This is a genomic window from Streptomyces sp. SCSIO 30461 (assembly GCF_037023745.1).
GTDB lineage: Bacteria > Actinomycetota > Actinomycetes > Streptomycetales > Streptomycetaceae > Streptomyces.
In genome coordinates, this window is the sequence record NZ_CP146101.1 from 4,630,491 (window position 1) to 4,652,034 (window position 21,544).

At 70.9% G+C, this 21,544-nt stretch carries 20 protein-coding genes and 4 pseudogenes; 8 read left to right on the forward strand and 16 right to left on the reverse strand.

Annotated elements, in window-relative coordinates; all coding sequences use genetic code 11:
* Positions 1–385 precede the first annotated feature (385 nt).
* From V1460_RS20565 to V1460_RS20575, 3 genes and pseudogenes are all read right to left on the reverse strand, one after another.
* Positions 386–613: pseudogene (locus V1460_RS20565) on the reverse strand (transposase); the annotation flags it as partial.
* 80 nt (positions 614–693) lie between these two features.
* Positions 694–1,116 (reverse strand): hypothetical protein, encoded by a 423-nt coding sequence (locus tag V1460_RS20570; RefSeq protein ID WP_338675114.1) that lies wholly within the window; start codon positions 1,114–1,116, stop codon positions 694–696.
* A 17-nt stretch (positions 1,117–1,133) separates the two neighbouring features.
* Positions 1,134–1,596, reverse strand: a pseudogene (locus V1460_RS20575) (transposase); the annotation flags it as partial.
* Positions 1,597–1,756: 160 nt separating this feature from the next.
* Between V1460_RS20575 and V1460_RS20580 the strand changes: the two are divergent.
* The 5 genes from V1460_RS20580 to V1460_RS20600 all read left to right on the forward strand — a co-directional run bounded on the left by V1460_RS20580 (position 1,757) and on the right by V1460_RS20600 (position 3,629).
* Positions 1,757–2,107: a group II intron maturase-specific domain-containing protein gene (locus V1460_RS20580; RefSeq protein ID WP_338675115.1), complete on the forward strand. Its 351-nt coding sequence runs from the start codon at positions 1,757–1,759 to the stop codon at positions 2,105–2,107.
* A gap of 64 nt (positions 2,108–2,171) precedes the next feature.
* On the forward strand, positions 2,172–2,504 hold the full coding sequence (locus V1460_RS20585) for a transposase (protein WP_338675116.1): 333 nt from the start codon (positions 2,172–2,174) through the stop codon (positions 2,502–2,504).
* A 256-nt stretch (positions 2,505–2,760) separates the two neighbouring features.
* Positions 2,761–3,183: a transposase family protein gene (locus V1460_RS20590; protein ID WP_338675117.1), complete on the forward strand. Its 423-nt coding sequence runs from the start codon at positions 2,761–2,763 to the stop codon at positions 3,181–3,183.
* Between the two features lie 53 nt (positions 3,184–3,236).
* The gene (locus tag V1460_RS20595) at positions 3,237–3,437 is read left to right on the forward strand and encodes a hypothetical protein (RefSeq protein WP_338675118.1); all 201 of its coding nucleotides are present in this window, start codon (positions 3,237–3,239) and stop codon (positions 3,435–3,437) included.
* 12 nt (positions 3,438–3,449) lie between these two features.
* Entirely contained in the window at positions 3,450–3,629 is a 180-nt protein-coding gene (locus V1460_RS20600) for a hypothetical protein (RefSeq protein WP_338675119.1), read from the forward strand.
* A 426-nt stretch (positions 3,630–4,055) separates the two neighbouring features.
* Here V1460_RS20600 and V1460_RS20605 read toward each other — a convergent pair whose 3' ends face one another.
* The 12 genes from V1460_RS20605 to V1460_RS20660 all read right to left on the reverse strand — a co-directional run bounded on the left by V1460_RS20605 (position 4,056) and on the right by V1460_RS20660 (position 17,803).
* Positions 4,056–5,126 (reverse strand): alpha-hydroxy acid oxidase, encoded by a 1,071-nt coding sequence (locus V1460_RS20605; protein WP_338675120.1) that lies wholly within the window; start codon positions 5,124–5,126, stop codon positions 4,056–4,058.
* A gap of 1 nt (position 5,127) precedes the next feature.
* The gene (locus V1460_RS20610) at positions 5,128–6,405 is read right to left on the reverse strand and encodes an ATP-grasp domain-containing protein (RefSeq protein WP_338675121.1); all 1,278 of its coding nucleotides are present in this window, start codon (positions 6,403–6,405) and stop codon (positions 5,128–5,130) included.
* Positions 6,402–7,742: an MFS transporter gene (locus tag V1460_RS20615; protein WP_338675122.1), complete on the reverse strand. Its 1,341-nt coding sequence runs from the start codon at positions 7,740–7,742 to the stop codon at positions 6,402–6,404. Before V1460_RS20615 ends, V1460_RS20610 begins: the two co-directional genes overlap by 4 nt.
* Complete coding sequence (locus tag V1460_RS20620; RefSeq protein WP_338675123.1) at positions 7,739–8,563, reverse strand: hypothetical protein; 825 nt, start codon at positions 8,561–8,563, stop codon at positions 7,739–7,741. The genes V1460_RS20615 and V1460_RS20620 overlap by 4 nt, the downstream gene beginning before the upstream one ends.
* Positions 8,560–9,480, reverse strand: a complete 921-nt coding sequence (locus tag V1460_RS20625) for a branched-chain amino acid transaminase (protein ID WP_338675124.1) — start codon at positions 9,478–9,480, stop codon at positions 8,560–8,562. Before V1460_RS20625 ends, V1460_RS20620 begins: the two co-directional genes overlap by 4 nt.
* A 6-nt stretch (positions 9,481–9,486) precedes the next feature.
* Positions 9,487–10,701: a GNAT family N-acetyltransferase gene (locus V1460_RS20630; RefSeq protein WP_338675125.1), complete on the reverse strand. Its 1,215-nt coding sequence runs from the start codon at positions 10,699–10,701 to the stop codon at positions 9,487–9,489.
* Complete coding sequence (locus V1460_RS20635) at positions 10,698–11,936, reverse strand: hypothetical protein (protein ID WP_338675126.1); 1,239 nt, start codon at positions 11,934–11,936, stop codon at positions 10,698–10,700. Before V1460_RS20635 ends, V1460_RS20630 begins: the two co-directional genes overlap by 4 nt.
* Positions 11,933–13,051, reverse strand: a complete 1,119-nt coding sequence (locus V1460_RS20640) for an Ldh family oxidoreductase (protein ID WP_338675127.1) — start codon at positions 13,049–13,051, stop codon at positions 11,933–11,935. The genes V1460_RS20635 and V1460_RS20640 overlap by 4 nt, the downstream gene beginning before the upstream one ends.
* Positions 13,048–14,586, reverse strand: coding sequence for a dipeptide epimerase (locus tag V1460_RS20645; protein WP_338675128.1), 1,539 nt, complete (start codon positions 14,584–14,586; stop codon positions 13,048–13,050). The genes V1460_RS20640 and V1460_RS20645 overlap by 4 nt, the downstream gene beginning before the upstream one ends.
* Positions 14,583–15,866: a lysine 2,3-aminomutase gene (locus tag V1460_RS20650; RefSeq protein WP_338675129.1), complete on the reverse strand. Its 1,284-nt coding sequence runs from the start codon at positions 15,864–15,866 to the stop codon at positions 14,583–14,585. The genes V1460_RS20645 and V1460_RS20650 overlap by 4 nt, the downstream gene beginning before the upstream one ends.
* A gap of 19 nt (positions 15,867–15,885) precedes the next feature.
* The gene (locus V1460_RS20655; protein WP_338675130.1) at positions 15,886–16,923 is read right to left on the reverse strand and encodes a diiron oxygenase; all 1,038 of its coding nucleotides are present in this window, start codon (positions 16,921–16,923) and stop codon (positions 15,886–15,888) included.
* A gap of 151 nt (positions 16,924–17,074) precedes the next feature.
* A complete protein-coding gene (locus V1460_RS20660; RefSeq protein ID WP_338675131.1) occupies positions 17,075–17,803 on the reverse strand; it encodes a TauD/TfdA family dioxygenase in 729 nt (242 codons plus the stop codon).
* A 276-nt stretch (positions 17,804–18,079) separates the two neighbouring features.
* Here V1460_RS20660 and V1460_RS20665 point away from each other — a divergent pair, with 276 nt between their 5' ends.
* Positions 18,080–18,532 (forward strand): GNAT family N-acetyltransferase, encoded by a 453-nt coding sequence (locus V1460_RS20665; RefSeq protein ID WP_338675132.1) that lies wholly within the window; start codon positions 18,080–18,082, stop codon positions 18,530–18,532.
* A gap of 40 nt (positions 18,533–18,572) precedes the next feature.
* Positions 18,573–18,812, forward strand: a pseudogene (locus V1460_RS20670) (ISKra4 family transposase); the annotation flags it as partial.
* 531 nt (positions 18,813–19,343) lie between these two features.
* Here V1460_RS20670 and V1460_RS20680 read toward each other — a convergent pair.
* The gene (locus tag V1460_RS20680; protein WP_338675133.1) at positions 19,344–20,879 is read right to left on the reverse strand and encodes an FG-GAP and VCBS repeat-containing protein; all 1,536 of its coding nucleotides are present in this window, start codon (positions 20,877–20,879) and stop codon (positions 19,344–19,346) included.
* A 515-nt stretch (positions 20,880–21,394) separates the two neighbouring features.
* Between V1460_RS20680 and V1460_RS36455 the strand changes: the two are divergent.
* Positions 21,395–21,523 (forward strand): annotated as a pseudogene (locus V1460_RS36455) (hypothetical protein); the annotation flags it as partial.
* Positions 21,524–21,544: the final 21 nt, after the last annotated feature.

Below are 21,544 nucleotides of genomic sequence, written 5' to 3' on the forward strand. Positions count from 1 at the left end.
AGGCGATCGGGTGAGCTTCCCGTTCGCCGCCGCCGAAGGCACACTGACCGCGGATGCGACCGCGAAGCCCTCGTAGCAAGCCACAAACCGGGGCGGCGCACCGGCCTGCGCAATCCGCCAGTAGAATCCGTGTACTGTTCTACGTCGCCACGAAAACCACCTGTTCAGACCGTGTTTCCTAAGGTCAACAAGCGGCAATTTCTCACAATCGCTCACGACCGGTCGGTATGTTCGCTGTGGAAGCCGTCCCACGCGGACGCCGCGGCACGCATGTCCTCAACATCAACATGGACGTACTTCCGCTTGGTGAACGCCGCGTTCGTGTGACCGGCCCACGCGGCCAGGATGTGATCCGGCACCCCGCTGTTCGCGAGGTACTGTAGTCGTAGTCGTAACCCTTGTCAGCGTGGAGCTTCCCCGGTCTGCGCCGACGACGTCCGCGCCGGGAACGGATCGGCGGTATCCCCTTCACCAGCGGGATCAGGGCCTGACTGTCGTGCAGATTCGCCCCCGAGATTCCGACAGACAGGGGCAGACCGGTCCGCTCGGTGATCAAGTGGATCTTCGAGCCGTACTTGCCCCGGTCGACAGGATTCGGACCTGTCAGCTCCCCCTTTTCAGAGTGCGGTTCGCGCCGTGATGCCTGTTTCGCGATGAGGTCTGGGTGAGGTGCCCTGCTCGGTGGGCTGGTGCTCAAGGGTGGGGCTGTGTGAACAGGCCGGTCTCGGGTTCGGTGAGGATGCCGCGGTCGACCAGGCGTTTCAGCTTGGACCGGATGCCCTCGGTGTTCTTCGGCAGGATCGGCAGGTCGAGGGCCTCGCAGATGTCGCGGGCCCGCATCGGATGGCCGGTGTCGGCGAGGGTCGTGAGAATCTGCTGGTAGGCGGGGTGTTCTGGCACCTCGGCGCGGAGTGGGTCGTCGACCGGTGCCGGTGCGGGGAGGCTGAGGAGGGTCTTGCGGGTGATCTGCAGATGCTCGCTCTCGGTTTCGAACTCGCGTAGGCGTGTGGTGAGTTCGGCGATCTGGTCCCGGAGTCGGCCAGCCTGCCCGGTGACCTCGCTCTCCCGGGCCTCGACGTGGGCCAGTACGGCCTTGAACTGGGGGATCTCGCTCACGCGTTCCTCCAGGAGGGAAGGGTGGTGCCGGCGGTGCTGTCGTGCGCGGACGCCGGCAGGGCGACGGCCTCGACGACGAGGCCCAGCACGTCCACGGCCAGGCATCTCTTCCTGCCCGGCACCTTCTTCGAGGCGTCCTTGCCCGTCGTACCGGCCGGGACACCGACAGCCGCGTGGATACTCTGGGTGTCCAGGACCACCAGGCTCGGGTCGGCTAATCGCTTCCGGCTCTCGCGCAGATGCCAGCGCAGGAGGTCGTGAACGGTCTGGTCGGTGCCGTCCTCGCGCCAGGCGGCGAAGTAGTAGTACGTCGCGCTCTTCGGCGGCAGATCGTGCGGCAGGTACTGCCACTGACAGCCGGTGCGGTTCTGGTAGAGGATCGCGTTGACGATCTCCCGCATCGCGTATCTACCCTGGTGACCGGTGACCGGTGGCCGAGGGGTGCTCGGCCTTCCAGGCACTGATCACGGGCTCGACCAACTACCACTGTTCGTCGGTGAGATCACTCGGGTACGGCTTGCGGTCACTCATCCGGCCACCCAAGCGAACCCCGAACGCCTGACCAGCAGACATGCTCCAACGTCACCCCATCGAGCGACACCAAACCCGGCATCACGGCGCGAATCGCACTCTCAAGGCCATGACGGGCAAAGTCAGGACGATGTGCCGGACGACGGACACGAGCCAGCCGCTCGATGCCCTGCTGCGTCAGCTCAACCCGGCGCTCAAGGGCTGGTGCGTCTACTTCCGGCCCGGCGTGTCCAGCCGCACCTTCGCCTACCTGAGCTACTACACGTGGCGCCAGGTCGGGGGCTGGTTGCGCCACAAACACCGCCGGTCCACCTGGAAGGACCTCCGCCGCCGCTACTGCGATGTCGGATGGTGGCCGGCCTCGGAGGAAAGGCCGCTGTTCAACCCGGCCAAGGTGACCACCACGCGTTATCGCTACCGGGGAACAGTCATCCCGAACCCGTGGCCAAGCCTGGAATGAGGACAACACACGTATCCTGAACAGGACTTGTGGAGCGCCTGGTGCTCGGAAACGGGCACGCCGGGTGCGGGAAGCGGTCTGGGGAAACGGACCGGTCGACAAGACCGGAACCGCGCCCCGGATCGACTTCACTGTCCACCTGACCGGCGAGCTCGCGGACTTCATCGCGGAGAACGAAGAGTGGCTGAGGGTGTTCCAGCTGCCCTCCTACGCTCCCGACCTTAACCCGGCCGAGGGAGTGTGGTCGCTGCTCAAACGGTCGCTGGAGAACTTCGCCGCCGCCAACCTCGATCACCTCGTCCGCGTCATGAAGCGCAAGCTGAAGAAGATCCAGTACCGCCCGCACCTGCTTGACGGCTGCCTCGCCGAGACCGGCCTGTTCATCGAACCGCCATGACCAACCCGCCCGCTATCGCGAGTTCAACCTCAGTAGTTCGAGCACAACGCCGTCCTGCTGATCAACGCAAGGTGCCGATCTTCACCCGAGCGGGCGCGCCGGCCGGTGATCCGAACGGCCTATCCAAGGGGGAACCTTTGGCGCCAGTGAGCGTTTTCCAACCTGGTGTCCATGATGGTCAGTTGGGCTGACAGCGCAGTGAAGCCCCTGGTAGATGGGATTTCGACCAAGAGAACCGCTCCGCCAGAGGCTTCACATGCTTGTCTACCCGGCGGGGATCGACGTGTCGAGTTCCGCTCTGCGCTTCCTGTCCGCCCGGCTGCGTGCCCATCGCCGCGAGCGTGGCGCCCGCTGGCGGCGGCTGACCACGGGCCGCCAGGCCCTGTTGGCCCTGGCCCCCCTGCGTTGCGGGCACACCTATGCCCAGCTTGCGGCCGGCTTCGGCGTAGGCCAGGGCGCCGGCGGCGCCGTCCGGGTGCCCTTCCGCGGCCGGTGGGAGCGACTGTCCGCAGGTCAGCAAGCCGTCAACATCGCCCACGCACGCATCCGGGCCCTGGGCGAGCGGGGCATGGCCACCCTGAAGACCTGGCGCCTGCTACGCAAACTCCGCTGCAGCACCAATCACATCACCAGGCTCGTCCAGGCCATCCTCACCCTGCACCTGAACTGCACAGACTGAGGTAGGCAGTCGTCCTCCTTCACCATGCCTCGACCTGAGGATAGAAAGGCTCCATGAGTTTCGACATCTCCGTGTGCCGGTTCGAGAACGGCGAGCCGACGCCGTTGGACATGAGTGCTGCGCACGAGGTCCTCGACCCCTATGTGGTGGCACGGGACCCCCGGACGAACTTCCTGCAGGTCCGTACGGCGGAAAGGGAGGAGGCGGGTGTGTTCTTCTCCAGCCCGGACAACATCACCTTCAACCGCTTCTGAGGCGGCGGAATCATGGACCTCCTGGCCGTCCTGCTGCGCCGGCTGGATGCCGTGCTCGTCGTTCCGGGCGGACCAACCATGATTCAGCGGGACGAGGACCGTGACCGTCTGCCTGCCGCTCTCAGGGACGAGTGGCCCGTCGTCGTGGCTCGCACCGGCGCGGAGATCGATCGGGCGATCCGTGCTTCCTGAACGACGAGGGGCCCATCCCTGGTGAGGGCCACCGGGAACGGCCTCGTGAAGACCGCGCTCGGCCTTCACCACGCCTCGACCTGAGGTTGGAAAAGGCTCAGTGATCCCGTATCTGTGGCAGCTCCGGCTTCTCGGTCCCTGCCGTCGGCCCACCGGGAAACGATCTCTGGTGATCTGGGAAGCGATCTCCAAGTGGCCTCGTTGATGCACGTCATCCCCACTCGTGAACACCCCACAGACGACTGTTCTTGAGTAGCTCTCAAGGACGTTGACGAGATCCCGTCCGATCGCAAGATCGGGCGGGATCTTCGGCGTTTCGGGGGTCGTTCGATGCCTGTTCGGGGTGGTGGGTGGCGGCCATGGGTGGCCACTGCCGGCCGCGCAGCCTGCGTCGCGGCCGATCGGTACGGTCATGTGCAGAGCGAGTCAGGGCCCTCCATACAGCAGCTCCCCGTCGATGTCCGCGAGCCGGGCGCAGCCGGCGAGGGCCATGGACGTGGCGAGTTGGGCGCGGTACGAGTCCAGGAGGGTGGTGACGCCCACGGCGCCGCCGAGGGCCAGGGACCAGACGACGGGACGGCCCAGCAGGACGGCCCGGGCGCCCAGGGCGAGGGCTACCAGCACGTCGGTGCCGGTGCGGATGCCGCCGTCGACGAGGACCGGGACCTCGGTGCCCACCGCCGCCGCGACAGCGGGGAGGGCGTCCGCGGAGGAGACCGCGCGGTCCAGCTGCCTGCCGCCGTGGTTGGAGACAATCAACCCGGCCGCGCCCGCGGCCACGCACGCCCTGGCGTCGTCGGCCCGCAATACCCCCTTGACCAGGACGGGCAGCCCTGACATCTGGTGCAGCCGGCCGATGGCGTCCAGACCCAGCGAAGGGTCCTGTTCCCAGCCGGGCAGCCGGGTGCCGATGCCCACCGAGCGGCACAGCTCGTCGTCCTCGGGCAGGGGCAGCGGCAGTCCCGAAGTCGCCCGGGGCGGCACGTACGGGGCGTCGACCGTCAGCACCAAGGCCCGCGCGCCGGCGGCGACAGCCCGATCGACCTGGCGGCGGGTGATCTCCGCGTCCCGCAGCCAGTACACCTGGTACCACCAGGGCCCGGCCACCGCGGCGACGTCCTCCGGGTGGCGGGTCGCGCGGGAGGAGAGCACGAGCAGCGAGCCGGCCGCGGCGACGCCCGCCGCCGTGGCCGTCTCGCCCTCGTCGTGCGCCATGCGGTGGAAGGCCGTCGGGCCGGCGAGCACCGGCGACGCGAGCCTGGTCCCCAGCAGGTCGAGGCCCGTGTCGACGGACGAGACGTCGCGCAGGACGCGTGGCAGCAGCCGCCGGCCGCGCCAGGCGGCCACCGCCTCGCCCGTGCTGATCTCCTCGTCCGACCCGGTGGCGTAGAACTCGTACGCGGCCCTGGGCAGGACCTTGCGCACCCGCTCTGCCAGTTCCCCCGACGCGCGGATGCCGGCGCTCGCCGAGCCGGAGAGTTCCTGTGTCGCCGTCATGTCAGACCCAGTCCCCCGCGCCGCCGGCCGCGCCGTCACCGGACACCGTGACCTCGAACTCCAGGGCCGCCACGGCCTGCCGGGCGCGCTCCATGGCCTCGGCCGCGTCCGTACCCCGGGCGCATACGAAGGCCGCCCGGGACTCCGAGCTGTCCAGGTCCCCCAGCGCGTCGCCGGCGCCGAGCAGGGCCTCGACGGCCACCACGCCCGGCCGGGCGGCGGCTTCGTCCAGGCCGCCGATCCGCGCGAGGGTGCCGCGGGCCTGCGGGACGGCGAACCAGATCGCCTCCGGGCTGCGGTCCACCGACGGGTCGGCCAGCGTCTTGCGGATGTCCGCAAGGACCGGCTGTCCCAGCGTCTGGCGCACCACGCAGTCCACCAGGTCGACTCCGGTGACGTCGTGCACCAGGTACGGGATCTCGTCGCCGGCGAGGCGGATGTGGGTCTCGATGACCCGGGGTCCGGCCGCCGTCAGCACGACCTCGGTGTGGGTGACGCCGTACGCGATGTCGAGGGCATCGAGCAGCCGCCGCACATACCCGTGCACCGCGTCGGTCTGCTCGGGGGACAGTTCGGCGGGCACGACGTGGCCGAGCTCGACGAAGCCCACCGGGTCGGAGAATTTCCGCGTCACGGCGAGGATCTCGTGCTCGCCGTCCTCGGAGAAGGCCTCGACGCTGAACTGCGGCCCCTCGTGGAAGCGCTCCACCAGCACGCCCGCGTCCGGGATGACCTCGAAGTCTGCCGCGGCGCGGGCGAAGGCCGCCTCCGCCTCGTCGGCGCTGCGGACCACGGAGACGCCGAAGCTGCCCGCTCCCTGCACCGGCTTGACCACGCACGGAGTGCCGTGCTCCGCCAGGAAGGCCCGCAGTTCGGCCACGTCGGCGACCCGCCCGCCCGGGGTCTCGTCCACGCCGAGTTCCGCCAGCCGACGGCGCATCGCGTCCTTGTCGTGGACATAGGCGATGGTCTGCGGCGAGTGGCAGGGCAGGCCGAGGGCGGCGGCGACCGCCGCGGCCCGGTCCTGGTCCCGCTCGCCGAAGGTGCCCACGCGGGTGAAGGGCTGCCTCTCGTGGACGGCGGCGGCCAGCGCGATCCACTCCGCGTCGGGGGCGTCGCTGCGCAGGGCCAGCACGCGGTCGTGTTGCCCGGGCTTGCGGATCTTGGGGACGAGGTCCATCCGGCACAGGATGGTCGTGACGACGTCCGGGCCGCCCGCGTCGCGGATCAGGCCGGGGATTTCCCTGCCGCCGCCGACGATCAGTACGTGTTCTGTCATGGGGTCACCTCGCTGGGAGAACTGGAAGGGGAAGAGAGCGCCGGGGCGGGCGTCGCGCGGGGTGCGCCAGTGGCCCGTACCACCACGGCGGCCAGCGCGAACACCGCGGCGAGCACGGCCCAGCCCGCCGTGCCCAGCGGCAGCAGCACGCCCGTCATCAGGACCGGGCCGACGATCTGCTGGCCGGTCATCCCCAGGCTGAAGGCGGCCAGGTAGCGGGATCGGGCCGGCGCGGGCGACAGCTCGTACGACAGGTTCCACACGGCGACCGAGTGCAGGTTCTCGCCCACCGTCAGCAGCACCACGGCGAGTACCGCGCAGGCCGCGGCGGGCCACACCGGGACGTGCTCGGCGCCGGCGAACGCCGCGCACGAGACCAGCAGCGGGACGAGGGCGACGGGTACGAGTCTCAGGGCGCCCGCGGTGGTCTCGGCGAACCGGGCCACGTACACCTGGAGCAGCACGGTCAGCACGGTGTTGACCGCGAGCAGCACCGAGACCGCCGAGGACGGTGCGTCGGTGGCTGTGGTCAGCCACAGCGGCAGGAGTACGAAGAGCACCGAGTCGTGCAGTGACAGCACGCCGTTGGAGACGGTGAAGAGCATGAACCGCAGGTCCTGGAAGGGGCTGCGGACCGCCGTGGGCTGAGGCTCGGCGGCATCCGCCTGCGGTGCGGGGGCTGCCGGAGGCACGGCCGCGGCCCGGCGGCGCAGTTGCTCCACCACGGCGGCGATCACCCAGAAGGTCGCGGCGTTCGCCAGGAACAGCGCGACGAACGCCGCCCGTTCCTGGATCGCGAGGACCGCGCCCGCGAGCAGGAAGCCCGCGGTCAGGCCGATGTTGCGCACCGAGCGGATGGAGGCCATCGTCCGGGTCTGGCTCTGCCCGCCCTCGACGATGCCCACAACCACCTGCTGGAGGGGTGAGCAGCCACGGTCCAGGGCGGTGAGTACGCAGGTGAGCACGGCGTACGGCCAGAAGTCGTCGATCAGCGCGAATCCGGCGTAGCCGAGGCCGCGCAGCGTCAGCAGGGCGACGTACACCCGTACCGGACCCACTCGGTCGGCCAGCCGGCCGAGCGGCACGGGGCTGAGCAGCCCGGCCACCGCGGCGACGGACAGCACCAGGCCGACCCGGGCGGCGGGCAGGCCGACGACCGTGACGAAGTACAGGGTGGAGGCGGCCAGGAACATGCCCGAGCCGACCGAGTCGACCGCGGCGCCGGCCGCCAGCCGGCGTCCCGCGGGTGTCTTGGGCAGGATGGCAAGCAGCACGCTGGCGATCCGGCCGGCCGCGCGCTGTTCCTCCTCCTTCGTGCCGCTCGGCTGCCCGCTCATATGCCGCTCCGTTCCGCGGACGCGGATCCGACGATCCAGTCGACCAGTTCGGCGGTACGTCGTACGTGGACGGCTGTGGCGGCCTCCGGGGCCGGCTGGCGCAGGTGGTTCCAGGTGTACTGGCGGGCCGCGTTGACGCAGGTCTCGGCCTGTTCGTCCGGGTACGCCGGAGCGGCCGACAGCAGAACCACGGCCAGCGCAAGCCGGCCGATACGGTCCACCAGCACCCAGCCGCCGGCGGCGGTGTGCGCCGGGTCGGCCCCGACCCACTCGTCTCGCGTGGTGCCCAGGCCCGACAGCGCCGACTCGGCGATCTCCCAGGCGGCGGCCGCCCGGCCGACCGGGCACGGGCCCAGCGCGGTACGCAGCCGATCGCGCACCCCGTCGTACATCTCGGCCGCGGCCAGCGCGGTGACCAGGGCCGCCACCTGGCCGTGCGCCGCCACGGCGGCACGTGCGGTGCCGTCCGGCACGTCGGCGTCCGTCGCGGACCGGCCCGTTCCGGTCATGGCCAGGACGCGTGCGGTGTCCGTCTCCACGGCCCACAGCGCGCACCCGCGCAGTACGTCGGCCGCCGGAGCCGGGTCCTGCCCGCCAGCCGGGGCCGCCTGATGCGCGGCCCAGGCCCGGGCGGCCGCCAGGTCGATCAGCCGGTCGCACAGCTCCTCGTCCAGCGCGGCCCGCCAGGCAGAGGCACCGGCCGGACCGGCCTCGCCCGGCTCCGGTGCGTCCAGTACCGTCCGCAGCCGCCGCGTGGCTTTCTCCAGCGAGGCGGCCGCGGCGGCCGCACCCGCTTCCCCGGTCGCCTCCACTGCGCTCATGCCTGCTCCAGCCAGCGCGCGTACCCGTCGTGCCGGCCGCCGACCACGTCACGGAAGAGGTCGCGCAGCTGCTTGGTCACCGGGCCGACGCCGCCCGCACCCAGCGGGCGCTCGTCCACCGAGGCGACCGGCACGATCTCGGCGGCGGTCCCGGTCAGGAACGCCTCGTCCGCGATGTAGACCTCGCTGCGCGGGATCCTCCGCTCCGTCACCTGCAGGCCCAGGTCGCGGGCCATGGTGATGACGCTGTCACGGGTGATGCCCGGCAGGACCCCGTCGCTGACCGGCGGCGTGACCAGGGCGCCGTCGCGCACCAGGAACAGGTTGGCGGCCGAGGCCTCCGCGACGTGTCCGGTCGCGGTCAGCATCAGCGCGTCGTCGTATCCGGCACGCAGCGCGCCCACCTTGGCGAGCGCGCTGTTGACGTAGGCGCCGGTGGCCTTGGCGAGCGGTGGCACCGTCTGGTGGGAGTTGCGCTGCCAGTTGCTGACGATCAGCCGGCAGCCCTCCGCCTCGGCCTTGTCGCCGAGGTACGAGCCCCAGGGCCACACCGCGATCGACATCTTCACCGCGTCCAGCTGCGGCGCGACGCCCATCTCCCCGTAGCCCAGGTAGGCGATGGGGCGGATGTAGCAGGATTCGTGGCCGTTGATCCGGACCAGTTCGAGCACCGCGGAGATCAGCTCTTCGTCGGTCCAGGGCAGTTCCATCAGGTACACGCGTGCCGAGTCGCGCAGCCGCGCGATGTGCTCGCGCAGCCGGAACACGGCCGGGCCCGAGTCCGTGGCGTAGGCGCGGATGCCCTCGTAGACGCCCCATCCGTAGTGCAGGCTCGGCGTGAGCACATGCACCTTCGCATCGTCCCAGGGGACCAGCTCGCCGTCCATCCAGATGAAGGGGGTCGGGGTCAGTGGCATGTCTGCTCAGTCTCCTTGTGAGGTGGTGCTGTCCTGCCCGAGGCCGAGCAGCCGGTCGCGCTCGCTCGCCCCTTGCAGGCGTACGGTCTCGTCGAGCTCTGCGCGGCCCTCGCCGGTGAAGCGGAACCAGCCGTGCCGCGCTTCGAGGTCGCAGCCGCGCAGCTTCTTCGCGTCGTAAGCGGCGAGGCCGTACCAGATCTCGCGCACGTCGTGGGCCAGTGCCCAGCGGATCGTCTCGTGGTAGGTGAGGGCGAAGTAGACGCCCCTGGCCCGGTCGTCGTCGAAGCCCGCCGTCCGCCCGTACAGGGCCCGGCCGGCCCGCAGGTACAGGACGAAGCCGAGGGTCTCGCCGTCGCGTTCGGCGCTCAGGACGAGACAGCTGTCGCCGACCGTCTCGCGGATGGCGTCGAAGTCCCGCTGGACGCGGGGCCGTCCGCCGGGCAGCCCGTACTTGGCGCGCAGGGCGACCTGGAGGTCGACGACCGAGTCCGAGAGCGCCTCCGGTCCCTCGCGGACCACGGTGCGGAAGCCGGCCTCTGCGTACTCGCCCAGCTCCCGGTGGGCACGCCTGCGCTTGCGGCTGGCCAGGCCCGCCAGGTACGCGTCCCAGTCCGGCGCGTCGAGCCGCAGGACGGACTCGGCGCCGAGCACGGCCGGGACGTGGCCGCGGGCCTCCGCCGCCGGGCCGAGAACAGCGGCCTGCTCGTCGGTGGCGTACAGCAGGGAGCTGCTGCGGCAGCCGAGTTCGGCCGCGGCCTCGTCCAGGAGGCGCGGCAGCTCGGCGAGGACCCGCGTCCGGCCGGCCGTGTCGCGGCCGGTGGCGTGCACGATGCCGTGGTGCGAGCCGAACATGGCCAGTGCCACGGAGGGGTACTGGCCGCGGCGGGCCTCGGCCAGGCTGCCGCCCAGCTCGTCCCAGCGTGCCCGCTCGGCCGGGGCCAGCAGCTCCGGGGCGCCGAAGGCGTTGAGCTCGCCGGTCATCTTCGGGGTGTCGTAGAAGAGCAGCCCGCCGCCGTCGCGGGTGACGAGCAGGGGAGCGAGGGCCACCAGCTCGCCGGACTCGCGTACGGCGAGGTAGCAGACCTCGTGCAGGTCGGTGCGCTCGGTGAAGCGCCACCAGCGGTCGTCCTCCCAGAACACCGCGGGCGCGGCGAGGGCCGGGAACGCGGCGGCGGTGGGCCGCTGGTCGGGGTGCAGGACCTCCGCGGTCAGGTCGCTCACCGGGACGCCCCCTCAGGCTCGGCGCCTGCCGGTTCCCAGCCGAACGCCGCTTCCGCCGCCGCGCCCGTCTTGTCGAGGAGGGCGAGCAGTTCCCCGGCGTCCTGCGCCTCGACCAGCCAGGTCGCGATGAAGTCGCCGGACTTGCGGCCCGCGTACCGGGCGCCGCCCCAGTCCTCGCCGAGCCGGGCGAGGACGGCGAACTCCCGTGTCCCGGCCGGCGCTTCGGCGGGCAGCCGGACGATACGACCGTCGCGCGGCGGCAGGCCGAAGTTAGCCACCAGCGGCGCGGCGGCGGCGTGCGCGCGTACGGCGTCCAGGTCCACCGGCAGCCCGCACTCGAGCCTGGCCCACAGGTGCCGCGGGTCAAGACCGAGCAGGGCCTCCAGCATGGCCGGGATCGGGGTGCCGCCCACCCGGCCGGCGATCTCGCAGAGCACGATCCCGCCAGCGTCCGGCACGAAGAACTCGGCGTGCACGAAGAGCGCGGGGGCGGCGGGCAGCGCACCGACCAGCTTCCAGGTCTCCGCGACCAGCCGCTCGTACAGCGGGTCGTCGGCGGGCAGCGTCCAGCTGCCGTTGCCGGAGTCGGTCCAGTGCGACAGGCAGCCGCCGTCGGTGTACACGGACGGCACGCACACCACCGGCTCCCCGCCGACGTGCAGCGCGTCCACATGACACATGCGACCGGTGACATACCCCTCGACCTCGTAGTCCCCAGCGGTCAACCGGTCGGCCAGCTCCGGGATCTGCGCCGGGTCGTGCAGCACCGTGACGCCGGTGGAACCGGATCCGCCGCGCGGCTTGACCACGACCGGGCCCGGGTGGGCGGCCATGAATGCCTCGACGTCGGCCGCGGAGGCGACCGCCGCGAACGGCGGCACCGCCACCCCGCCCGCCGCCGCGAGCTCCTTCATCAGCACCTTGTCGCGGTACGCGCGGGCGCTTTCGGGGAGCTGGCCGGGCAGACCGAGTTCGGCGCGCAGCGCTGCGGCCCGCTCCACGTCCACCTCGGCCAGGGCCAGTACGCGCGTGACGGCGTGCCGGCCGGCCATCCGCCGGGCGGCCTCGAGGACGGCGGCGTCGTCGGTGTAGTCCGGGACCCGTTCGACCTCGGCGAAGCCGGGCCCGGGGTCCACGCCCTCCGCGGTGACGGCAAGGAGCCGGCCCGACTTCTCTTGCAGCCACTCGGCGAACGGCAGGCCCGCGTTGCGCGGGCTGAGCAGGACAAGGATCACGCCGACACCTCCGGCCAGGCCACGCCCTGCTCCGCGGCGAGCACCGCGAAGGCCGAAGCGGTGTGCGGGTCCAGCGGAATGCCCAGCTCCGTGCGCTCGGCGGCGATCCGCCGCTGCGGGTCGCCGGGCACCTGGACGGGCTGCTCGGCATCGGCGCCGGGCCGGGTGCCGCGGGTGGTGTCGAGCATGCCGGCGAGCCCCGTCGCGAAGTCCTGCCGGCCGGCGAAGGCTGCCGGGTCCAGGCAGACGATCAGGTGGCCGATGCCGCGGCTGCGGCCGGGGGTGGACGCGCCGATGTGCTCCAGCTCCCAGTCGGCCGGCGAACCGGTCAGCACCGCGCCGAGCAGGGTGGCCACCATGGCCAGGCCCTGCCCCTTGTAGCCGCCCAGCGGCGAGAGCGCGTACGCCTGCTCGGGGTCGGTGGCCGGGCGGCCCTCGGCGTCGGTCGCCCAGCCGGGGTCCAGTGCCCGGCCTTGCTTGCGGCGCTCCTTGATCTCGCCAAAGCAGACCTGGCTCGTCGCCATGTCGAGGGCGAACTCGTCGTCCTCGACGGCGGCGGCGAAGCTCAGCGGGTTGGTGCCGTAGAGCGGTTCGGTCCCGGAGAAGGGGGCGACCCGCGAGGCGGCGGAGGTGGTGACGATGCCGACCAGGCCCTCCTGGGCCAGGTACCGGCTGTAGACGGAGGCCGCGCCGAAGTGGTTGGAGTTGCGGACGCCGACCGCGGCCACGCCGTGGCTGCGGGCCCGCTCGGCTGCGATCCGGGCGGCGGCCAGGCCGGCCACCACGCCCAGCGCCCCGTCGGCGTCGAGCATCACAGCCGCGCCGCTGTCCCGGACGGTACGGATCTCCGGACGGGCGGTGGCGATCTTGTCGGCCAACTCGTCGAGGTACTGCGGCAGCAGCCGCAGGCCATGGGTGTCGATGCCGCGCAGTGACGTCTCGGCCAGGGCCTGCGCCACCTCCCCGGCGTCCTCGGCGGACAGGCCGGCGCCGGTCAGGGCCGTCTCGGCCAGGGCCACGGCCGTGGCGGCCGGGAGCAGGGGCGCGGCAGGGGCCGCGCTGCCGGCGGATTCCCCGGCGGCCGTGGGGTACTGCACGTCGTGCACGTGGGTCATGCGGGTCGGTTCGCCTTCCAGAGCATGAGGGAGGACGGGCCGTGGCCGTCCGGGAGGGTGCCGTCGCCGGGCCGGTCGCCGTCGAGATCGCTGCCGTCGTCGGGGCCGTCGCCGTCGTAAGCGCTGCCGTCGTCGGGGCCGTCGCCGTCGTAAGCGCTGCCGCCGTCATGTCCGGCGCTACCCGGCAGGGCGCGGAAACCGGTCGCGCGGCAGGCTTCCCGGGCGCCGTCGTGTCCGGTCCGGAGCCAGACGTTGTCCGCCCCGTCGGCGACCGCGCGGGTCACCGCTCCGCGGACGAGCGCCGCCAGTTCCTCGGCAGTCGCCGGGTCTGCGGACGGCGCGGGCAGCACGTCGAGCTGCCGGACCGTGTCCGCCGGTGCCCGGTCGGGCACCGGCCGACGCCGGATCCGTACCGAGGCCAGCGCCGTGCCGTCGCGGTGTACGGACAGCTCGTCGCCGTCCCAGCCGGCCTGGCCGGCCGCCGCGGGACGCACGGTGAAGGCCGGTCCCCGATACTCGGGCACGAAGCCCGTGCCGGCCGCCAAAGGCAGCGTGATGCGGCCCGTGTCGTCCAGCAGGATGCCGGTGCCGGTGTCCACTGCCAGGAGCGCGATGCTGTCGGCGTCGAGGTGATCGACGAACGGGCCCAGGTGGGCCGTCGCGGAGACGCCCGCGCTGGACTCAGGCATGCAGCCGAGCATGGTGCCGAGGCCGGCGGCCCGTGCCGCGCGTAGCATCCGCAGGGCCGGCGTGACACCCCCGGCCTTCATCAACTTGAGGTTCACGCCGTGGAACGCCTGGGCGCAGGCGTCGAGGTCGTGCGGCCCGATGATGCTCTCGTCGGCGTAGACCGGGATCGGGGAGATCTCCTTGAGCGCCTTGGCCGCCGCCCACGACTCGCGGGGGAAGGGCTGCTCAAGGAGCGTCACGCCGAGTTCGGCCATCGCGCCGAGCGCGGCGGCCGTCGCGGCGGGCTCCCAGCCGCAGTTCCCGTCGACGAAGAACGGCGCGTCGGTGTGTTCGCGCAGCGCCTTCAGGATGTGCAGGTCACCGGGGGCGGCCAGCTTGACCTTGTACGCGGGCCAGCCCGGTCGGTCAAGGAGCTTGCGCACCATCACATCGGGCTCGTCCAGCCCGATGCTGTAGCTGGAGTGCAGTTCCCCGGGCTCGTCGGCGCCCAGCCGCCGCCACAGCGGTACGCCGGCCAGCCGGGCCGCTAGGTCGTGCGCGGCCACGTCCAGCGCGGCCAGCGCGAACGGCGAGTCGGCCAGCCGCGGGGCCAGCACCGACCAGGCGCCCTCGGGGTCGTCGGCCGGCAGCTCCCGCAGGACGCCGGCGGCGGAGCGCAGCGAGGCGTGCAGCGCGTCGAGCGAGGAGTTGTAGCGGTCGGTCATGAAGGCCGAGGCCTCGCCGAAGCCGGAACGGCCGCCCGCCGTCAGCTCGACGAGCACGCCCGGCTGCACCGGGATCGCCTCCCGGGCGCTGCGCCAGACATCGCGGTCCGTGAGGCGGATCTCGTGGACCTGGAGCCTCACCACTGCTCCCCCGCGTACGCCGACAGGGTGGTACCGAAGGAGACGGGCTTGAGCTCGTCGTACCACTGGGCGTGCTCGTCGTACGCCGCGAAGAACGGCCGCCCGACCCACTCGGGCCGGCGGGCCTGGAGGAAGCTGAGGATGAACGCCTTCTCGCCCGCCACCTCCGTGGTGCCGTGCAGCATGACCTTGCCGGGTGCGGCCGACATCACCGGGCCGCGGGCGGTCCTGGCCAGGCCTGAGACGCCGCGGACGGCCTCGCGGTAGATGTCGAGGGCGCGGGAGAGGGGCAGGCCGAAGTAGCTACTCGCCCCGGTGTCGCGCTCCACGAACATGTAGTAGGGGATGACGCCCAGTTCGACCTGGAGCTGCCACATCCGCGACCAGGCGGCCGGGTCGTCGTTGACGTGCGCGACCAGCGGGGCCTGCGCCCGTATCTCGGCGCCGGTGGCGCGGATCCGGGCGATCGCCTCGCGCACCTGGTCCGTCTCCAGCTCCCGCGGGTGCGAGAAGTGCGCCATGAGGGCCACGTGCCGGCCCTGTGCGACGCACTGTTCGAGCAGCCGCAGCAGGTCGTCCGCGTCCGGTCCTGTGGTGAACCGCTGCGGCCAGTACGACAGGGCCTTGGTGCCGAACCGCAGGGTGCGCACCGACGGGGTCTGTGCGAGCAGCGGCTCGACCCAGCGGCGTACCACGTCGGTCCGCATGATCATCGGGTCGCCGCCGGTGAACAGCACGTCGGTGACCTCGGGGTGGTGGGCCAGGTAGCCCGTGAGATCCGCCGGGTCGCGCAGTGCCTGGCGCAGCTCCTCCTGGCTGACGAACTGCGCCCAGCGGAAGCAGTAGCCGCAGTACGAGTGGCAGGTCTGCCCCTGGGAGGGGAAGACCAGCACCGTCTCGGCGTACTTGTGCTGGAGTCCGTCGAAACGGCGGCCGTCCAGGGTGGGCACGTTGGACTCGAGCTGGCCGCCCGGGTGCGGGTTGAGGTCCCGCTGGGCGGCGGTGGCCGCCTCGCGCAGCTCGGCGCGCGGCGCCCCGGCGTCCAGCAGCGCCGCCATCCGGTCGAAGACCGGTGCGGGCAGCATGTCGCGGTGCGGGAAGGTGAGCCGGAAGATCGGGTCGTCGGGCGCCGCCGACCAGTCGATCAGCTCGTCGGCCACGTACTCGTTGACCTTGAACGGCAGGACGCCGGAGACCACGCGCAGGTCGCGGACGTACTCGTCCGGCATGCCGCGGTCCCGCGCGAGCTGCGCCAGGCGCTCGTTCGCGTAGTGCTTCACCAGGTTTCTCGATTCCCGCTCAGCGCGCGACGTGGGACTTGGACCAGTCGAACTCGACGAGGTCCTGGACGCCCATGCGCTCGATCAGGGTGTGCAGGCCGGTGTAGTCGCGGACGAGGCGGCTGCGGCTCTGCTCGGCCTGGCAGTCCTGGAGCATCTCGTGGCCGCCCTCGACGCCGACGAGGTCCATGATCCGGTGCCACGTCGTGTAGTCGGTGGCGACGAAGGCCTCCAGGCCCTCGAAGAGCATGTCGCGGAAGAAGCGCTGCTTCTTCTCGTCGAGGCGGTCGTGGACGACCTCGGCCAGCACGGCGGAGATCGAGGCGTGGCAGTACTCGTCGCGGTTGTGCAGCTTGGCCGTGCTGCTGTTGATCGGCTGGATGTCCGGGTCGTCGGCGAGCAGGTCCAGGTAGGCGTTGATGGAGATCTCGGAGACCGTCGCGAAGGCGAGGGTGGTCAGCGAGGCCTCCCAGCGCTCGCTCGCGCTCTCGCGCAGCCGCAGGTGCTCGCGCGCCGTGTGGGAGATCGGCAGCTCGTGGTCGGGCATCGCCCAGCCGCGCTTGCGCCGTGTGACGGCGCTGGCGTTGAGGTGCATCAGCGTGTGGTACTGCTCGTCGACCATGGCCTGGGCCAGCGAGATGTTGAGCGCCTCGTCCTGGAGTTCGGGGTACTCGCCCTCCATGACCAGGGCGAAGGCGGGGTTGGCCACCTTCTGCTCGGCCATGATGGTGTGCCGGTTGTACGCGATCCAGGCCCAGCTGAGCAGCTGGGTCTTCTTCCCCGGGTCCAGCGCCTGGAACGTGGGGTGGTCGCGGAAGGGCAGGATCCGCTCGGGGTAGTCCGGCCGGTCGAGCTCGAAGAGCTCGTCGAGGTTCGGCTCGTCGCGCTTGACGGTGGCGCGGCGCTGCCAGTTGCCGACCAGGCGGCGGATGACGGCGCTCTCGATCTGGTCGTCGGGGTTGTGGCGGGGCACGCCCTCGGGCAGTCCCCGGAGCTCCTCCGGCAGTCCGGTGGGGAACTCTTCGTCCTGAACCGGTTCGTTCCGGTCGTCAGCCATGGTTCTGGGCCTCACGTGGTGTCAATGTCGGTGGACTGGTGACAGCCGCTGCCGTGGCGGCGCGGGCCGCAAGTGCCTGGACGGCTCACTGCGGGCGCGACGGCGCGCGGTCGACCGGCGGCGGTACGGGCCGGCGGCGGCCGGTCGCGGGTCAGCGCTGGGCGGCGATCCAGTAGCGGGTGAGGTGGCGCCGCTTGTCCGTGTAGGCGGAACGCGCGTGCACCATGCGCTGGTTGTCCCAGGCCAGAACGTGGTTCTCGGGGATGAGTACCGAGACGCGGTACTCCCGGAAGAAGGCCTCGGCCTGCTCCGCGAGGTGGATGCCGAAGCTGCCGAGCGGCAGCTGGTCGGGGTCGACGGAGGCGTCGACCGGCGGGTCGTACTGGCCGGTGGTCAGCAGGTTGTAGCTGAAGCGCAGGACCTCCTGGCCGCCGTCGGTGACCTCGACGACAGGGCGGCGCACGCCTTCGGTGCCGACGCCTCCGGTGTTGTGGCCGATCCAGTCGATGGTGTGCTCGTAGAGCGCTGCCCGGTCGCGCTCGGGCAGCGAGGCGACGAACTGCCGCATGTCGGCGAGTTCGGTGTGGCCGCTGCCGCAGGTGGCCTGGACCCGGCAGTGCAGGGCCAGGTAGGTGGGCGGCGGTTTCCAGCCCGGTGCCTCGGTGTGTACCAGGATCGTGTTGACGCTCTTGGAGTAGCGGCGCTCCTCGAATCCTGGGGCGGCCTTCACCTGGTAGCGCAGCGAGCCGTCGTACTGCGGGACCAGCTCACCGAAGACGCCGACCGCAGCGGCTGCCTCCTCGTCCGTGGTGATCCCCTCGAGCAGCGTGTACCCCTGCTCAGCAAGTTCCCGAGTGTGAACATCAAGGGCCTTAGACATGAAGGATTCTCCCATCCTCGGTTGATCTTACGGCCGGGTGATGCTCCGATGGTCCGGTCGAGATCGAGCCCCCCCCCGGCGCATCCCGGGGTGATCTTCCGGGAGGGGCGGGCGGGGGCGCAACGGTCAAGTTGTGAGGTGAATCACGGGAACCAAAAGGCTTCCGACCTGCTTAAGTGCCGGACATTTCCCAGGTGAACCGGGTCTGAATGGGTCTGATTCGCTTCCGGTCGAGCAGTCGGTTGCCGCATGGGGCGTCTGGTTAGCATGCGGCGTATGACCACTATCGGTATCCGTCCCGCCGTGCGGGATGACATCGCAGCCATCGTCGCCATGCTCGCGGACGACGCACTGGGCGCTACCCGTGAGTCACCGGACGATCTGACTCCCTATCGGTCAGCCTATGAGCGACTGCAAAGCGATCCGAACCAGCTGCTGGTCGTCGCCGATCGCGACGGCGAGGTCGTCGGTACCCTCCAGCTCACGATCATTCCGGGGCTGTCCCGCAAGGGCTCGACCCGCTCGATCATCGAGGGGGTACGGATCCACAGTTCCGAGCGCGGCCACGGCCTCGGCGCCCAGCTCATCGAGTGGGCCGTCGACGAGTCCCGCCGCCAGGGCTGCCAACTGGTGCAGCTCACCTCGGACTCGGCCCGCACCGACGCCCACCGCTTCTACGAGCGCTTGGGTTTCACGGGCTCGCACGTGGGCTTCAAGTTGCAGCTCTGACAGGTCCGTTCGCCATGCCGCCCGAGAAGACCACCTCGCCCTCGCCATGGGCTGGCCCATCGCGACCGGGGTGATCGAGGGAAGCTGCCGCTTCCTCGTCAAGGACCCCTTGGACGCGACCGGGGCGAGATGGAGCCTGACCGGCGCCGAGGCGGTCCTCCTCCTACGCGCCGTCATCGACAACGGCGACTTCGACCGGCACTGGAGCTACTTCACCGAACTCGACCACCTGCACACCCACACCGTCCGCTACCAGGGACAACTCGCCCTCGCCGCGTGACCACAGCCGCCCCCCATCCCTCAAGAATTAACGCACCCACCCGGAGGTGAGCCGGTCCCGAGACGCGGCGCATGCCTGTAGGTCGGCGGCTTTGTGGACGTTGAGTTCGTCCCAGATGAGCGTGATCGGGCCGCCGAGTTGCCCGACCGCCGTGACATACGCGGCGGGCACCGCGGCACGGCCCAGATGAGGGCCGCCCGCCGCACGTCGTAGTTCACGTCACGTACTCGGCGTCGTTCACGCCGAATTGTCCCGCCGTGGGTCGTGCCATAGGCCGTAAGCCTAAGGCTCGGGACAGGCACCCTGCCCCAGTCCACCCAGTACACGCGCCCGGGTCCACCAGGGCCGCCGGACGTGGACCACCACGTCGGCGCGCCCGGCCTCGGTGAAGTGACTGACCGTGTCTCCCACCTGAAATACCGTCGCTTCCACGACATCCCCTGTGCATGGATGCCCACCTCTGGACCACATGAGCGGGCAGACTTTCCAGATATGCCGAACAGACCCGGATGCCCGAAGGTACGTGCGTGATCAGCTGTTGGTCCCCGGCAACTGGTGTGTGACGCCGAGTGCATGGGGATCGAAGACCGTGGCGCCGACCGTGGTGATGAACTGGCCGTTGGAGAGAAGAGTGGTGAGGGAATTCTGTCCCTTCTGGGGGGCGAGGATGGTCAGGTCGGCCTTGCCGTCGCCGTTGACGTCTGTCAGACCCAGGGAATGTCCGAAAAAGTCGCCCGGTTCGTCGTCACCGGGGACGCCCGGGCTGCTCTGGGCGTACTGCTGGATTCTCAAGGAGGTGTTGGGCCCGGCAGCGGTGCCGTACAGCACCGTGACGGCGCCGGGTCCTTCCACCCCGTTGATGTCCTTGCCCCGGGCACCGATCGCAAGGTCGGCCTTGCCGTCTCCGTTGATGTCCCCCAGACTCAGCGAATATCCGAACTGGTCCCTGTTCGGTGATGCGCTGCTGGGGATGTTGTCTGTCCCCTGAGTGATTATCCTCCCGTAGTGCGACGGGCCGGAGGCGGATCCGTAGCGGACCGTGACCTTGCCGCCCGGGACTGTGCCCGGGGGAAGGTGCCCAGGCACCCCGGGGTTCCAGCTGTCGTCCCAGGGAAGACCGATGACGACGTCACCGTAGCTGTCACCGTTGATGTCGCCGATGGCGACCGATTCGCCGGCAGGCAGCGTCCGCGTAAAGGGTGGGACGGCGAGACCAGCAGCCGTTCCCGGCACCCAGAAGTGTGTGTCGTGCACCCCGTTGGCGGCGGACATGCCTCTGGCAATCAGATCGTCCCGACCGTCGCCGTTTGCGTCACCCGCGGTGAGCCCCTCCACTCCGCCCAACGCCATCGAGATCGGCAGAAGTCTGCTGCTGACGCTACGGCTTCCGGGAGACGGAGACAGGTTGTCGTACGTAAAGACGACGTTGCTGTGCCCGGTCGCCACGAGATCGCTCCGGCCGTCGCCGTCGAAGTCGCCGGCGGTCATCGTGGATCCCCAAGAACTTACCGTTGTAGAAGGCCGGGAGATAGCGGTGCCACCGGTGAGTCCGCCCGGCGAGCCCCACAGGACGAAGACGCGGCCGACGACTCCCTCATGCGGCGCGGATACGGCGAGGTCGCTGTATCCGTCGGCGTTGAAGTCCCCGACCGCATGCGCGTAGCCGAAGCCGTCGTCCTCCTCGGCCTCCTCGGCCATACCGGGGGTGTTCTGCGTGATGACCTGGCGGCGGCTGAAGGACAGACCATCAGCGCCCCCGTAAAACGCAGTGATCTTTCCGGCCCCCGTTTGCCCCGAAACAGTAGCGTTGGGGTTTCCCACAGCGATGTCCGCACGGCCGTCCCCGTTGAAGTCGGGCTTGGCGGCGGCCGAGGTCGGGGCCGAGGTCGGGGCCGGGGTCGGGGCCGGGGTCGGCCCCGAGGTCGCGGCCTGGGCCAGCGCGGCTTCGGGTGCGGTCAGGGCCGATTCCGGCACCGCAGCCGACCCCGTCTCGGCGACCGCAAGCAGGCCGCCTCCGAGCGCAGTGACCGCACCTATGGCCAGGCTCAGGCGGATAAGTCGTCGCATGTCTTGCTCTCCTCAGTGGTCGGTTCGTTCAGGGATGGTGTGGGCGATGCCCCGGAGCCAGGTCAGGGCTTGATCAAGTTCAGTGAGGGTCCGGGGTGTTGAAGACGCCCAGGATCGGGAGTGCTCGCCCTGGTTCGTCGCGGATGGCTCGGGTGGTCTTGGCGATGTTGTCGGCTCCGAGGAGTTTGGGCGCTCTCGCAGATGCGAGCGTCGCCGTGCCTCGCGTGGGTTCGAGAAGCCGACCTGCGCCGGCCGTTCCGTCGCGGTGGCAGCCGGCGCTGAAGCCATGGTCTGCGGGCTCCGACGGTGGCGGGAGAGCAACAACTACCCGTCCTGCCTCGCACCACGGCCACGCCGGCCGACTCTGCTCGACCCGCGCGTCCGGGTGGGACGCGTTCCGCCGCGTCGGCCGGCGGATACTCCTTCCACCCCTCGGGCCTCACTGATCGTGTCGCGGACGGCTGTGGCAGGCTGCGGCAAGACAGGAAAAAAGGATCAGAATGGCTGTCTACGGCATGCAGGAACGGGACCCGGTGGCGCCCGGTGGAGCGGTGTGGCCTTTCGTCGGCAGGGAGGCGCACCGCAGGACCGTCCTGGATGCCGTGGACGATCCGGCGGTCAGAGGAATCGTCGTGGAGGGGCCGTCCGGGGTCGGCAAGTCCCGT